General features: G+C 52.7%; 14 protein-coding genes and 2 tRNA genes. 5 read left to right on the forward strand and 11 right to left on the reverse strand.

Annotated elements, in window-relative coordinates; all coding sequences use genetic code 11:
• Positions 1-639: 639 nt before the first annotated feature.
• The 4 genes from RSDT_RS07765 to thiH all read right to left on the reverse strand — a co-directional run bounded on the left by RSDT_RS07765 (position 640) and on the right by thiH (position 3,107).
• A complete protein-coding gene (locus RSDT_RS07765) occupies positions 640-960 on the reverse strand; it encodes a DNA adenine methylase (protein WP_096399079.1) in 321 nt (106 codons plus the stop codon).
• Positions 909-1,313 (reverse strand): DNA adenine methylase, encoded by a 405-nt coding sequence (locus RSDT_RS00105; RefSeq protein ID WP_408606729.1) that lies wholly within the window; start codon positions 1,311-1,313, stop codon positions 909-911. The genes RSDT_RS07765 and RSDT_RS00105 overlap by 52 nt, the downstream gene beginning before the upstream one ends.
• 363 nt (positions 1,314-1,676) lie before the next feature.
• A tRNA-Ala gene (locus tag RSDT_RS00115) sits at positions 1,677-1,752 on the reverse strand.
• Positions 1,753-1,979: 227 nt separating this feature from the next.
• Positions 1,980-3,107: a 2-iminoacetate synthase ThiH gene (gene thiH / locus RSDT_RS00120; protein WP_096399082.1), complete on the reverse strand. Its 1,128-nt coding sequence runs from the start codon at positions 3,105-3,107 to the stop codon at positions 1,980-1,982.
• Positions 3,108-3,519: 412 nt separating this feature from the next.
• Here thiH and RSDT_RS00125 point away from each other — a divergent pair.
• From RSDT_RS00125 to RSDT_RS07770, 3 genes are all read left to right on the forward strand, one after another.
• Positions 3,520-3,605 (forward strand) — tRNA-Leu (locus RSDT_RS00125).
• Between the two features lie 196 nt (positions 3,606-3,801).
• On the forward strand, positions 3,802-4,134 hold the full coding sequence (locus RSDT_RS00130) for an Arm DNA-binding domain-containing protein (RefSeq protein ID WP_096399083.1): 333 nt from the start codon (positions 3,802-3,804) through the stop codon (positions 4,132-4,134).
• Between the two features lie 9 nt (positions 4,135-4,143).
• Positions 4,144-4,386: a winged helix-turn-helix domain-containing protein gene (locus tag RSDT_RS07770; protein WP_096399084.1), complete on the forward strand. Its 243-nt coding sequence runs from the start codon at positions 4,144-4,146 to the stop codon at positions 4,384-4,386.
• 732 nt (positions 4,387-5,118) lie between these two features.
• Here RSDT_RS07770 and RSDT_RS00140 read toward each other — a convergent pair.
• The 7 genes from RSDT_RS00140 to RSDT_RS00170 all read right to left on the reverse strand — a co-directional run bounded on the left by RSDT_RS00140 (position 5,119) and on the right by RSDT_RS00170 (position 11,738).
• The gene (locus RSDT_RS00140) at positions 5,119-5,361 is read right to left on the reverse strand and encodes a hypothetical protein (protein ID WP_096399085.1); all 243 of its coding nucleotides are present in this window, start codon (positions 5,359-5,361) and stop codon (positions 5,119-5,121) included.
• 142 nt (positions 5,362-5,503) lie between these two features.
• On the reverse strand, positions 5,504-5,668 hold the full coding sequence (locus RSDT_RS00145; protein ID WP_096399086.1) for a bacteriocin-type signal sequence: 165 nt from the start codon (positions 5,666-5,668) through the stop codon (positions 5,504-5,506).
• Positions 5,669-5,695: 27 nt separating this feature from the next.
• On the reverse strand, positions 5,696-7,132 hold the full coding sequence (locus RSDT_RS00150) for a putative sulfate exporter family transporter (protein ID WP_096399087.1): 1,437 nt from the start codon (positions 7,130-7,132) through the stop codon (positions 5,696-5,698).
• A 205-nt stretch (positions 7,133-7,337) separates the two neighbouring features.
• Positions 7,338-8,900: an outer membrane homotrimeric porin gene (locus tag RSDT_RS00155; protein ID WP_172414387.1), complete on the reverse strand. Its 1,563-nt coding sequence runs from the start codon at positions 8,898-8,900 to the stop codon at positions 7,338-7,340.
• Between the two features lie 276 nt (positions 8,901-9,176).
• Complete coding sequence (locus RSDT_RS00160; RefSeq protein WP_096399088.1) at positions 9,177-9,452, reverse strand: HU family DNA-binding protein; 276 nt, start codon at positions 9,450-9,452, stop codon at positions 9,177-9,179.
• Positions 9,453-9,818: 366 nt separating this feature from the next.
• The gene (gene murI / locus RSDT_RS00165; RefSeq protein ID WP_096399089.1) at positions 9,819-10,661 is read right to left on the reverse strand and encodes a glutamate racemase; all 843 of its coding nucleotides are present in this window, start codon (positions 10,659-10,661) and stop codon (positions 9,819-9,821) included.
• Positions 10,662-10,796: 135 nt separating this feature from the next.
• Positions 10,797-11,738, reverse strand: a complete 942-nt coding sequence (locus RSDT_RS00170; RefSeq protein ID WP_096400278.1) for a sulfite exporter TauE/SafE family protein — start codon at positions 11,736-11,738, stop codon at positions 10,797-10,799.
• Positions 11,739-11,950: 212 nt separating this feature from the next.
• On the opposite strand from RSDT_RS00170, the gene hisH reads away from it, so the two are divergent.
• A complete protein-coding gene (gene hisH, locus RSDT_RS00175) occupies positions 11,951-12,589 on the forward strand; it encodes an imidazole glycerol phosphate synthase subunit HisH (RefSeq protein ID WP_096399090.1) in 639 nt (212 codons plus the stop codon).
• A complete protein-coding gene (hisF, locus tag RSDT_RS00180; protein WP_096399091.1) occupies positions 12,579-13,358 on the forward strand; it encodes an imidazole glycerol phosphate synthase subunit HisF in 780 nt (259 codons plus the stop codon). The genes hisH and hisF overlap by 11 nt, the downstream gene beginning before the upstream one ends.
• Positions 13,359-13,585 lie beyond the last annotated feature (227 nt).

A 13,585-nucleotide genomic window follows, 5' to 3' on the forward strand; every position in this document is an offset into this window, starting at 1 on the left:
GAAACACAACAAATACACAGAGTCTACGTTGTCCTGATCTGCTCCAGACGAGTTCTCCCTATTGACTTGATTTGTATATGGTCTGTTTGACATTTTAATGCTGAAAATATTTGAGCCAAATGAAACGTTAAAATCTGTATTCCCTCTTGTTAATGACGTTTGATAAAAGCTCTCATCGCGATAATAGACATTCAAAAGATATAATGTCGATAAAGCCTTGAGCAGATTTTCTATGTTTGCGCTGGATAGTGCGTCCTTTCGATTATGCTTCACTGCTTGATAACCTTTTTGCCAGACCGTATCATCTTTGTGAGCATTTTTTAACGGATGCAAAATTCTGTTTTTGTCATTTTTGCAGTATATATCTGATGCGGATGACAGCACATGCTCAAGCACCATTGCTGATCCAGCAACTTATCCGCTTTCGTCTTTGGGTTTTATATCTCTGCCTTCTTGCGAATACAACTCTTTTGCAAGGGATTCAACTTCAACAACACAACGCAACAGCAACTCAGCAATTTTTACTGAATATACATTGAGTTGCCTATCGTCAAAGTGTATCTCATTGGCGAGTGAAAGAGCTTCTCGTTCAAGATTCTGATATACAGGCCAATATAAATTTACTAAATTTATTATTGATTATAACCTCGCAATCAGCAACTCTCTCACACACCCGCGTGAACTGCCGAGCGAGTTAATTGCGCGCGGCGCATTAATACGCGTAATTTTATATCTTGAATAAATTCTGTCAAAGAAATCGTTATGTTCGTCGATGTTTTTTGGGTCAGAATTGCTCGCAACCACCCATGCACCGAGTTCGGTCATCTCATCAATAAAGCGTGCCAATTCTATCTGTTCTGCGTCGCCGAAGCCATCACAAGAATAGGCAGTGAAATTTGCCGTTGCTGTTAACGGACGGTATGGCGGGTCGAAATAGACGAATGTACTTGTATCGATAATTCGCGCGACAACTTATAGTCACAGCAGATGATTTGCACGTTTTGCAGCTTGTCCGATACGGCGCGCAGATTATTTTCGTCGCAGATTGTCGGATGATTATAACTACCCTGCGGGACATTATATCCACCCTTACGATTCACACGGTACAGACCGTTGAAGCAAGTGCGATTTAGAAATAAGAACAACGCGGCGAGTTCGGCAGATGCGCTCTGCTCGGCTTTCAGCGCGTTGAAACTGTCGCGGTTGCGATAATAAATTGTCTTGCGTGTGTCGGTATCTGCTGTCAAATATTCGTTTTCAAGCATTTGCAGCACGTCTATCAGATCGCTAACGCCATCGCGTATGATCTTTATGTGAGTATCAACTCTCGGTTTATATCGCTAAGATAGATATCTGAGAACGAATAACTCGCTAAAATATCAAACAGCACCGCTCCGCCGTCGACAAACAGTGCGCCGCCGCTGCTTTTGCTGTATATACGTCCATATATCAACCTCAAAATCGCGAACAATATCAATATTAATATTCACGAACGGTTCCCCAATGGGGAGTTGGGCGGTTACAACAGAGGCAAAAATTTGTAAAGAAAATTTTTTATTGTCCCCCTTTGGGAGGGTTAAAACCCCCAGCTTCAGCACGAATTTGGTACAAGTTGCGGCATGGGCAACTATCAACACGGAGTACATGACGTTTTTTCAATCCACCTGCATTTGGTTTGGTGGAGAAGAAGGGATTTGAACCCTCGACCCCCGCCTTGCGAAGGCGATGCTCTCCCAGCTGAGCTACTTCCCCACAATCGTAACCAATATGGTTTTTCTATTTAGACAAAACAGGTTTGTCTGTCAAACGTCGGCATCTGTTCCGTGACGTTATGAAAGTCATTATCGATTTGTAATAGCTATCTTTATTTTATTTGCCACTATGAAACGGCGGGGGATAAAATGCGGTTCGTGGCTGCCACAATGCACGCGTCCACGATACGTTAGGTTAGATAATGTCTTTTTGTTCATGCGTTGTTGTTATGAGGTCATGTCGGCCGTAGAGTCTTCCCAGTCTTTCAGCACGGTCTGGTAGCCGATGCCGGCGAGTGCCGTCGTCATTTCCTTCACGCCGCGGTGGTCGGCTATCTCAAACTGGCCTGGATTGCGGCTGTCTTTTGTGGCACGACCGCCCACCGCCGTGGACACCCCGGCGGAAACGCGCGTGACGCCGAGCGGCACCAGATGGTCGCGCATGAACGCGTTTTCACGCGTAGAGCATGTGATGCCGACTCTCGGCAAAAAACACCGCGTGGCCACAACATACTGCACAAAATGTCGGTCATCCACGATGTGTCGTGTGGCGAACTCACCCTCGTGCGGACAGATGCGCGGCACAGATACACCCACCTCTACGCCGGGGAAACGGCGTTGCAGCCACCAGGCGTGCAGGCCGACGGCGAAGGCGTCCTGTTCAAAGTTTTCCAGGCCGAGCAGCGCGCCTATGCCGAGAGAATACATGCCGGCGCGCGCCGCTCGTTCCGGCGCAGCCAGGCGAAATGCGTAGTCGCGCTTGGGCCCGGCCGGATGCAGCCAGTCGTAGAGGCCGGGGGTGTAGGTCTCCTGAAACATGGTCATGCAGTCCACGCCCGCAGCCGACATCAGGGCGTACTCCTCTTCCGTCATGGCGTAGACTTCAATGCCGATGGACGCGAAACGCGGTTTGATGCGCCGCACGACATCGGCGATGTATTCGGGCGAGGAAACCTTGCGCGCGTCGCCCGTGAGCAGCAGAATGTGCTGCATGCCCATGTCCGCTATCACACCGGCTTCGGCTTCGGCCTCGTGCACGGTCAGATGGCGTCGGGGCTGTTTGTTCCTGGCGTTGAAGCCGCAGTAGCGGCACTGGTTTGTGCAGATGTCTGAAATATAGAGCGGTGAAAAAAGTTGCACAGCCCGTCCGAAGTAACGCAGCGTCAGTTCGTGCGCCCTGCGGGCCATGTTTTCCAGATACGGCGCGGCCGCCGGCGAGAGCAGCGTCAAAAAATCTTCCGGCTGCAGAATTTCTTTGTCAAGCACTGACAACACAGATTGCGGCGTGGCCTCGGCCGCGCCGTCGGCCCGCCGCGCGGCGGGCCATGTCTGCAAAAACTCCTGAAACGATTCCACAACTCCGCCCCTGTTACAACCACATGCAATATTACAACAAATATAAATGGATATAATCTTCAAGGATGCCGCCAGTCAACATAACGCAGCGGCCCGACTAGGGCAATCGAACGCGGGATGGACCCGCCCTGGCCATTAAACCAGCGGAGTGATTTTACGCCCATACCAATGCGAATCGGGGTTTGATAAACTACGGCCGGACCGTCTATGGGAAAACCCGGCTGAGGGCAAAATTTTCAAGATCGGTTGATTGGGCGGCATAGCGCGGATTATATCATGGCACCGGGAAATTCCCTGAAAAGATGCCCAATACATGGAGAGCATTCGATACCGTCAGTGGTCTACGCATGCCCTGAAATTTCCCCGTCAGGGCTTGTCAAGACAATCGTGTTGGTATACACAAAATTTTCGTGCCGAGGTGGTGGAACTGGTAGACACGCTATCTTGAGGGGGTAGTGGATTATATCCGTGCGGGTTCGAGTCCCGCCTTCGGCACCATCAGGAAATCCAAAGAAGTACGAGAAAGCCCGCTAAGGCAAGAGCCAAGCGGACTTTCCGCTTTTTGAGCTTCCGGTAACGTCCGGTAAGGTGCGTTGACTTGCCCCTTCTTTGGGGGCAAAGCTAGGGGCAAGCAAACATTGTTGCCAAGGAGATGCCCCCATGCCCCTGACCGATAAGCAAATCAGTTAAGCAAATCAGTGCCTTGAAGCAAGAAGCCAAATCCAGAAAGTTTTTTGACGGCGGAGGCATGTATCTGGAGATCGCCCCAGGCGGCGGAAAACTGTGGCGGCTCAAGTACCGGGTGAATGGCGTGGAGAAGCGCATCAGCCTAGGTGCGTATCCGGAAGTCTCCCTGAAGGAGGCCGGTGACAAGGCGCACGAACTGCGCAAGACCGTGCATGAGGGTCTTGATCCTTCGGTGGAGCGCCGCCGCGCTAAGGCCAGAGCGAAGCGATCCTTTGAAGATGTGGCGCGGGAATGGTTTGACAGTGGATTGTGGACGGAATTTTTCTTTTCTGACGAATAATTACAACTTATGGCCGGTTCAGAGCAGCTAGCCAGGGAAAAAACGCTACCAAAAACACCGGACGGTATTTTATGCCTCCTGCGCGAAAAGCAATCGCTGACGGCAACAGCAATGGCCGAATCTCTGGGCAAGTCACGTAGCGCCATCTTACGGGCTATCCGGAAATTATGCGAAGAAGGACGCTTGCGTCATGTAGGCCCGAAAAAAGGCGGGCATTGGGAGGTCACGGAGCATGACGGCAAAACCGAATAACATAATCTTGCCAGCCTGCGAGGCCGGAAAAAACTGTACCGTTTATTCATCCATTTTTCCAAATCTGTTTGGTCTTGTTTACAGACCAGAACTATCGCCTTGGAGAGGAGAACCCGAACGACCTGGCACCTTATCGGGCGGCAATGGACAAAAATATTGTTAATTCAACGATCTAACTCCATGTAGAATTATTTTGGGGGCATCTTTGGGGGCAATGCAGGAAAATTATTGGCAATAAAATCTAATAATAGCAATGGTTATAGGCTATATATGAGTCTCGCCTTCTTCCAAACAAGGCCGTTAATGTTCAAAAAGCATTGACGGCCTTGGCTTTTATATCATCTTATAGTTCATTCACGTCTTTTATTGTTCGCTGACTGCCGCTTGCTTTTATTGTGTCTGAAGGTTTGAACGCCTTAAACCGGATACATGATGGTGCCATCATGGCGACAAAAGTGCTTACTGACAAGACGATCCAGAACTGGAAGCCTAGGGGGGACAAGCCTTCAAGTTTTCCATAGGCGGGGCTGTATATTGTCATAACGCCAACAGGCGGCAAGCTCTGGTGTTACAATTCAATTCACTCCAGACAGTCCTTTGGAAAGCACTCCAGATACGATCAAAAACTGGTCTAAAGAAAATGAATATTAAATTCTGACGCGAAGACAGCAAGGCAGAAAAAAGACAAAATAAAGCGGCGTACCAACAACGGTAGCCCGTCTGCCGCCAGCGTCAATCAGGGCAAGACTGACTCTCGTCATCAGGCAAAAGGCGGGCTTCCCACCCTTGTTGATAGTACAAACAGGTGCCCGGGTTCCAGGCACTGGCGGTACTGTGGTTGTAATTTGCCATCACAGGCCAGCAAGTGAACGGCGCCAATGCCTCCGCAAAGGAAACGGCTTCAACAATCCGCTCGCTGCTTTTTTTCAATGAAGCATTGGGTCCTTCAATATACCATATCTGATAGCGAGGCATACTGTCTCCTCAAACAGATTATCAATTCCTGCAATAAGCCCTGTCGTTAATGCAACAATTCTGCCGCAACACAAACGCGGCGGCCGGATGAGAATCTTCTCTTCAGGCCGCCGACGCTGCACGATACGATTCAATCAGTCAATCAGTGTACGCCCGGCAACAGGAATTTGCTGACCACAAAAAGCAACACCAGCAACGTTACACCCAGACCGAGACTCCATTTAACGAGGCTGATTTCCGCCGGCTCCAACGGTTCATATTCCATTTTCTGAATTTCTTCATGAAATTTGACTTCATTTTCGCCCATAATTTTTCCTCCTTAAGAAAAACATCGTCAGTTCAGCAGCGGCGGGGTCATGCCGTGGAAGAACAGCCACGAAATGAACAGGCCAACCCAAATGATGAAACCGAACAGGCACACGATATACACAATGGCCAAACGCCCGATGCCTTCCTCCAGCAGCTTGCGGAAGTTGGAAACCATGCCGATGGTGAAGAAGGTCAGCAGAAAGAAAATCGTCCGAAAACCGTTGAGTGTGCCTGCCAGACTCTTGCCGATTGCGTGCAGGTTCGGCGACTGAAGGCAGATAAACAGCAGGATGAGGAAGGTGATCAAATAGCCGAGCACAAAACGCGGGAATCGCGCCCACACGTCGGTCCACCCCATGGTGCGATCTCCGCCGGATTTGTCAAACTTGGCCGTCCAAAGCCATGCCAGCAACAGTGACCACACGCCGATAAACACATCAATAAAAATTTTCACCGTGGTGGTGACCATCAAAACCCAACCCGGCGCCCATTTAACGCCTGCAGCAGCGGCCTTGGCCAAAATAAGCGATTCGGTAATCTGGCCGCTGGCAATAGCGCCGCCGTCTGACTTGACCGCTAAGCCCATCCAGCCTCCGGCCACCATGGGCTCGCCGGCCAGAAAATATTGCGCGACAAAAGGCAATACCAGCATTTCAATGCAGGTAAACACGACCACCAGCGAAGAAACCATGATGGGCACCACGGGGCGGGAACGAATGGCCGCGCCGGTGGCAATGGCAGCCGACACACCGCAAATGGAAATGCCGGACGCGAGAGGTGCCGCCCATTCCTTGTTGAATTTAAAATAGTTACGGGCCACATAATACACAACGGCCCAATAAATCAAATAGGCTTCCACAATAGCGCACAAACCCCGGAAAATGACATGCCCGGCAAAACCGGCGGCGTCAGCGGCCTTTACCCCAAGTTCGGCGCCCATGATGACAATAGCTATTTTGACGAAAAGTTCCGGGCGGCAGGCGTCACGCAGGTTGTCCGCCAAGCCGGGCGCGAAATTGCTTATCAGAATGCCCGTCACCAGAGCGATGATCAGGCCCGCTTCCGTGCTCAAACCCATTGCCCAGGGGATGCCGAACTTAGCGATCTGATTGGGGGAGGCAGCTATATACGCGTTCGCGCCCAGCATGTAGCAAAGAAACGCGACAAAAAACACTACGGTAAACGCACCGATGAAGCGGCCGACATTGCCGCCGAGCAGCTTTATGCCGCAGCTCAAAATTGTGGTGAGCACGGCATACGTCACCAACGCCGATGCCCAGCCGGGCATCAGTCCTTTGGCCGCGGGCGCCCAAGCCTTCAAGGGATTGTCCACCCATATGCCGGTTTTCACAACCCAGCCCAACAGGTCGAGATTGCCGACCTTGAACAGCGCCAGCAAAAAGATGACGCTTCCGATGAGCAAAGCAACTTTATCCTCATTAAATGTTGATTTTGTAGACATATACCCTCCCTAGTTTTCAAAGCCGTTCACACGGCTCTTGCCCAACACGGAAGAATTGTCCATACCGTTCCTCATCCTCATCCTCTTTATGCCCGCCTTTACCACATAGATAACAATACTTGCCCGCCGATGGCAATACCGCATGCATGAAAAAAGGGGGCATCAATGCCCCCTTCGGTTTATGCTGTTTTGCGCTTCGTGTTTTTTAGAAGCTGTACACGAAGTTCAGGTTGATGTTCCACGGGTCGCGCACCTGATCGCTCGCGCCGTTCATATGGCTGTTGCCCCACACCGAAGAACTCTGGTCAAGGATGGTGGCGATGTAGGAGGCGTCCATATAGATCTTGAAGTTTTCATACATCTGGTATTCGGTGGTCAGACCGATCTCGACCGCGCCGTCCTGCGTGGTCAGGTACAGCGGATCCAGACCGGCGGCCGGGCCGCCGATGGGGCCACTGACCCTGGTAGAGGAGGCATTATACAGACCGCCGTGTGTGCCGGTCATGTATTTTTTGGCCATGGTCGTGTTGTTGGTGCCGCCGATGTAGTTTAGACGCAGGGTGTGCTTCAGGTCTTCCACAAAGCTCACGTTCTTCAGGCGGGCGCCGATGCCCCAGGTGCCTGTCATATTGGTGCTGAGCACGCGGTCGCGCTCGCCGATCAGCGGGTTGCCGTTAAAGGCGAAGCTGGCGAAGCCGTTGTTGTTGTTGGAGTTGGAGAAGCTCGGCATGCGCTCGGACCCGTTGCTCGGGTCGTTGTCGTCGCCGGAAGCGTACCAGCCGTACAGGCCGGGAATGCCCCAATCCAGCTTGTATTCAAAGAGCAGGGATGCCAGCCAGCCCTTGCGGTCATAATGGCCGTCGTCATAGGCTACGGAACCGTAGTTGAAATCCCACGCGATGCGGAAGGGGTCAAACGTGGTCACTTCGCCGGTCAGGCCCGCCCACCAGGCGTCGCCGTAGGAGTCCAGGCGTTTGGTAACGGCTGTGCCGTCCTTGTGCAAGGCGCCGAAGGCGGGAAGCATGCCCGGCACGATATACCCAGAGGACGCGAGTTTGCTGAGTTTGGTGAGGTCGCCGATAGTGGCGTTGGGGCCGATGGCCGTGTACATGCCCCAGGGGGTCACTTTCACGCCGTCAAAGGTCAGCGGCAGAATCAGGGCAACGGTGTCCACATTGTCCATGTAGTTTGTGCGGTAGGAGCTGATGGATGTGTAGTATGTGGAGTTGTAGTTGTCGTTGAAAGGACGCGCCCACAGGGCGGTCAGCGCCGCGTTGTCGTTAAACTTGTAGCTGAGCACAATACCGGCCACGTCGTCGTTGAACACATTTGAACCTGTGGTGAAGCTCGGCAGGGCCATGCCCTGTATGCCCATGCGCACCTTCAGGTCAGTCTCCGGCACAACCCAGTCCAGATAGGCGTTTTTCAGGGCGATGCGGTCAGTCTGGTCCGCGCCCAGCGCGCCGCCCGTGTCGTGTCGGCCCCAGGTGTTGTTTATTTCGAAAAAGACCGTGCCGGAAAGGGATTCAGAAGCAACCGCGTCCAACTGCAAGCGCACCCGCTGCCGGGCTTCGAATTCATCTTCACCTGAGCCGATGCCGTTGCGGGCGTAACCCGTCTGACCGTTGCCGCCGGTGAAGCCGCCGTTCTGACCATAGTCAAACGCCATGATCCACAGCCCCTTGGCTTTGAAGTCAATGGCGCTTGCACCTGCGGACATGCCGAACACAAGACCGGCAGCCAACAAAAGTGTAGCTAATTTTTTCATAATGTACCTTCCTTAAAATAAGGTGATGTCCGTTTGTGAAGTCAAAATATACAATGTTTCTTCACAATGCAAGCTTTTCGTACAAAAATTTTTATTCTTTTCGTACAAAAAAAGCAAGAAATTTTTAATTATGTAAAATTAATTAGGTTATAATTTTTAACGGCGAAAAATTTTATCCCGCGCCCGGCACGCTGCAGCCCCCGTCAATAACAAGGGCGGCCTCTTCCCTAGTCATGGCAATAGCGCCGCCAAAATGCCGTTCAGGCAGGCAATGTCCTATTTGATGGCGTCTTTCAGACCCTTGCCTGGGGTAAATTTGGCAACTTTACCAGCAGGAATGGTAATTTCTTTGCCCGTGCGGGGGTTGCGGCCCTTACGTGCGGCCCGCGTCACAACTTTGAAGCTGCCGAAACCGGTAAAGGTGACTGAATCACCGGCGGCCAGAGTCTCGCGTACTGAGGCAATCACGGCGTCCAGGGCTTCCTCAGCCTTGGCTTTTGAGGACAGGCCAGCTTTGGCGCGGATTTTGTCAACAAGCTCAGCTTTTGTCATTTTTGCTCTCCGTATAGAATTTTCGGGTTTCCCCATTGTGGTGCCGTGCGGGACCGTATACACCCTTGTTGCCGCTTTTCTGAAAGACCTTGTGCGAGTCACCCTTGATTGCGTCGTGTGGTCACAACAAAAAAGTTGCCGTCCCCGGGAACTCCAGGAACAAAATCGACCACAACAAACAGGGGTTACAACGACACAGCTCCCATGCACCAGTCATTGCTTTCTAAAGGAATGCCGGGCGACGTGTCAATAAAAAAAGAGACACAAAGATAAAATTTGGCGTATTTTTTTCATTGCATCACAATGGGCCGGCAAGCGCACTGTTCCGGGCATCAGGACGGCTGCAAAAGCAACATTTTGTTTTTGTTACAAATCAATAAGATCTACCTCATCCGGCTTCAAGGGACGTCCCAGAAACAAACTTCCGGTGCGGGCAAAACGGGCGCAATTATCTGTTGTCAAAAAACGGCTGACGCCGGTATGGCCGGCGTTTCGCAGCAAAGCGCGCCTGGTCAGTTCTTCCTTTACGCACTGCGCTGTTGTGGCCGCTGAGTCAATGATGCGCACATGCGGCCCTACAACGCGCTGCAGGGCGTGCAGCAGCAGGGGAAAATGCGTGCAGCCCAACAACAGCGTGTCCGGCCTCGGGGTCGTAACGGCCGTCGTAACGGCCGGTGTAAAAACGTGCTTCAAATAGTGTCGGGCGATGCCCTCGACAATGGCTCCCTTCATCCAGCCCTCTTCGGCGAGGGGGACAAACAGCGTGCAGGCCTGCCCCAGCACGCGCGCTTCCGGACGAATACGTGCAATAGCCTGTTGATAGGCGCCTCCGGCAATAGTGGCTTCTGTGGCGATAACCACAATCTGTCCGTTGCGGCTCGCGCCGGCGGCGGCCATGGCGCCCGGCTCCACAACACCCAGCACCGGCAGCGGGGCAAAATGGTCGCGAATTGTGGGCAGTGCGGTCGCTGTCGCGGTATTGCAGGCTACAACCAGCATTTTAACGCCCATATCCACCAGTTTGCCCGCCGCCTTGAGGGTATACCGAATGATGGTGTCACACCCCTTGGTGCCGTAAGGCAGACGGGCTGTATCCCCCAAGTAGATCATATCCTCGGCCGGCAAACATTCTGCCAGAGCCTTAAGCACAGTCAAACCGCCCATGCCCGAGTCAAACAGGGCGACAGGCAGCAGGGAAGGGTTATGCATAGCCCCCAGGCAGTCATATTGCATGAATAGTTATTATAATAGTTATGTGTTTTTATTCGTCGCGGTGAAGCTGCTGCGCATGAAAAAATATACAGATAAAATGCTTGGATCGCACAGTGTATGGATTGTAATATTTTACAAAGTTTGCCCCAAATACCGTGCCGCTGTAAAGAGTAAAATGCCGGCGAGCAGATATTTCAACACACGCGCCGGAACATATTTCTGACAGCGTGCGCCCATGTACATGCCCATCATGCCGCCAAGACCCAGCAAAAGACCCATCCGCCAGTCCGGCGCCACAGCAATGCCGGGGTATAACGGCGCCAGCAGAGAGTAAAAATTCACGCCCGCCACAGACGTCAAAAATGTGGCAAAAAGTGTGGCGCCGGCAACGGCATAAACGGGCAAACCAAACAGGGAAACCAGAAAGGGAGCCATAATCGCTCCGCCGCCGATGCCGTAAACCCCGCCTACAAGCCCCACCACAAGACTGAGCAGGGCAAGTCTCCGGCATGGGACGGCAAATTCTTGATTCTGAAAATCAAATATAAATGTACGGCTGTTCCAAACGAGCCTTGTGCAGGCGTTGCTCTGCACTGCCGTTTCCACGCCGTTTTTTTGTCCGGCGTAAAAGCTGCGTTCGACATGCTGCGCATTGGTTTCGGCAATGGAAGCGTGTTCTTTGCCGCGCAGATCCCACAGCATTTTACCGCCGACATACAGGAGCACAAGGCCTGTAAAAATCTTGAAACGGGCGGGATCCGGCAGCCAGTTGATGCGGATGAAAGCCCCGGCGAACACGCCCGGCAGAGTGCCGATGGCCACGGTGGCCGTCAGCGGCCAGACAAGCCGTCCTTCGCGCCAATAACGCCACACGCCCGCAGGGCAGGACAGAACGTTGAAAAACTGATTGGTGGCGCTGACGCTCGGATTGGTGTAGCCGAGAAAGCTCATCTGAAAAGGCAACAAAAGAAAGGCGCCGGAAACGCCGCCCATGGAAGTCACAAAGGAAACGCCAATGGCCACGCAAAAGGGGAAAAAAGGGTGGCATTCAATACCGGCTGTGGGGAAATACATGGAAACCTCCTGGTTAGGCACAACGCCGGGTGATTCGACCGGCAGTATAATCATCACGGTTTGTATCATAACCGTGATGATTGTGTTTGTCATCTGTAAAGAAACACGCTCCACAATATTATGTCAGCCATAATTTTGTTGCGTAACAAGGCGTTTTCAGATAGCGTGCCTATTCTGGTCGGTTACAGAACTTTATTGCGACGAGGGCAGTGATGCTGGCCATTTTGGACTACGAGGCGGGCAATCAGACGAGCGTATGCCGGGCGCTGGAACACCTTGGTATACCCTGTGCCGTCACGGCGGACACGGCCGTGCTTGACAGCGCGAACGGCATTGTCTTCCCCGGTGTCGGCGCCGCAGGTCAGGCTATGGGCGCTCTCGCCGCCGGGCTGGATGCGTCCCTGCGTCTGGCTGTGCAAACAGGCAAACCGCTTTTGGGCATCTGCCTCGGCTGCCAGATACTGCTGGAATACAGCGAAGAAAACAACGCAAGGACATTGGGCCTTGTGCCGGGTGCCTGCCGCCGTTTTGCAGACAATATGCAGCAGGAGGACGGCTCGCCCGCTCCGGTGCCGCACATGGGCTGGAACAGCCTGCGCGTTCGAACAGAAAGCCTTCTGCTTGCGGGAATCTCGCCGGAGGCGGAATTTTATTTTGTGCACAGCTATTATGTGGCGCCTGACCCCACTTTTGTGATCGCCACAACCGTCTACGGGCGTGAGTTCTGTTCCTGCTACGGCCGCGACGGTCTGTGGGCAGTGCAGTTTCATCCGGAAAAAAGCGGCCGGCCCGGCCTCATCCTGCTGCGCAATTTTTACAACTATTGCCGGGAGGCGCGCCGTGCTCAGTAAACGCGTGATCCCCTGCCTTGACGTGCGGGAAGGCCGACTGACAAAAGGTATAAAATTTTCCGGAAATGAAAACATCGGCGACCCGGTGAAAAGCGCGCGCCGCTATTATGAAGAAGGTGCCGACGAAATCGTTTTTTATGACATCACAGCTTCCGCAGAGGCGCGCGGCATTTTTCTGGATGTGGTGGAGCGCGTGGCTGAACAGATTTTCATCCCATTTACCGTCGGTGGCGGCATTTCCGATGTGGCGCAGATGCGCGACGTTCTTCTGGCCGGAGCAGAAAAGGTTTCTGTCAATTCTGCGGCTGTGCAAAATCCCGGCATTATCAGCGAAGGAGCAGAGGCTTTCGGCTCTCAGGCCATTGTGGTGGGCATGGACGTGCTGGCCGTGCCGGTGAGCGCAGACATCCCTTCCGGCTTTGAAATTGTGATCCACGGCGGGCGAAAACGCATGGGCATTGACGCGCTTGCCTGGGCAAAGCGCTGCCAGGATCTGGGCGCGGGAGAACTCTGCGTCAACTCCATTGACGCGGACGGCACAAAAGACGGCTACGAACTCACGCTGACAAAAGCCGTCGTGCAGGCTGTGTCCATCCCGGTCATCGCATCAGGCGGCGCGGGCGAGCCGCGGCACATGTACGAAGCAGTCAGCCGGGGCGGCGCGGCGGCGGCGCTTATTGCCTCCATTGTGCACTACGGAACATACACTATCCGGGACTGCAAGGAGTATATGGCAAACCGGGGCGCAAAAGTGCGATTGACATGGTAGGATACCGCTGTGATGATTTTTGATGTTTTTGTTAAACAAGAACAATGGATTACCGGAATCAAGTCATTGAAAAAATAAATCTCTCCGGATCTCACGGCACTGGACTTTACCCAAAAAATATGCATATACTTTATAAAATATTATTTTGATGCCATAGTAAGGAGGGCAACATGGCTCACAAAAAAATTGAACGCAAAAAAGAACTGGATCGCCGTCGTCAGCGCCGC

The organism is Candidatus Desulfovibrio trichonymphae, from assembly GCF_002355955.1.
In the GTDB taxonomy this organism is placed as follows: Bacteria; Desulfobacterota; Desulfovibrionia; order Desulfovibrionales; family Desulfovibrionaceae; genus Desulfovibrio; species Desulfovibrio trichonymphae.

Excerpts from the sequence above, each read along its gene's own strand:
- RSDT_RS00150 (WP_096399087.1), bottom strand. The coding sequence starts at position 7,132 with ATGTCTACAAAATCAACATTTAATGAGGATAAAGTTGCTTTGCTCATC.
- RSDT_RS00145 (WP_096399086.1), bottom strand. The coding sequence starts at position 5,668 with ATGGGCGAAAATGAAGTCAAATTTCATGAAGAAATTCAGAAAATGGAA.
- RSDT_RS00170 (WP_096400278.1), bottom strand. The coding sequence starts at position 11,738 with ATGTATTTCCCCACAGCCGGTATTGAATGCCACCCTTTTTTCCCCTTT.
- RSDT_RS07770 (WP_096399084.1), top strand. The coding sequence starts at position 4,144 with ATGGCCGGTTCAGAGCAGCTAGCCAGGGAAAAAACGCTACCAAAAACA.
- hisH (WP_096399090.1), top strand. The coding sequence starts at position 11,951 with ATGCTGGCCATTTTGGACTACGAGGCGGGCAATCAGACGAGCGTATGC.
- RSDT_RS00160 (WP_096399088.1), bottom strand. The coding sequence starts at position 9,452 with ATGACAAAAGCTGAGCTTGTTGACAAAATCCGCGCCAAAGCTGGCCTG.
- RSDT_RS00140 (WP_096399085.1), bottom strand. The coding sequence starts at position 5,361 with ATGCCTCGCTATCAGATATGGTATATTGAAGGACCCAATGCTTCATTG.
- murI (WP_096399089.1), bottom strand. The coding sequence starts at position 10,661 with ATGCATAACCCTTCCCTGCTGCCTGTCGCCCTGTTTGACTCGGGCATG.
- RSDT_RS00155 (WP_172414387.1), bottom strand. The coding sequence starts at position 8,900 with ATGAAAAAATTAGCTACACTTTTGTTGGCTGCCGGTCTTGTGTTCGGC.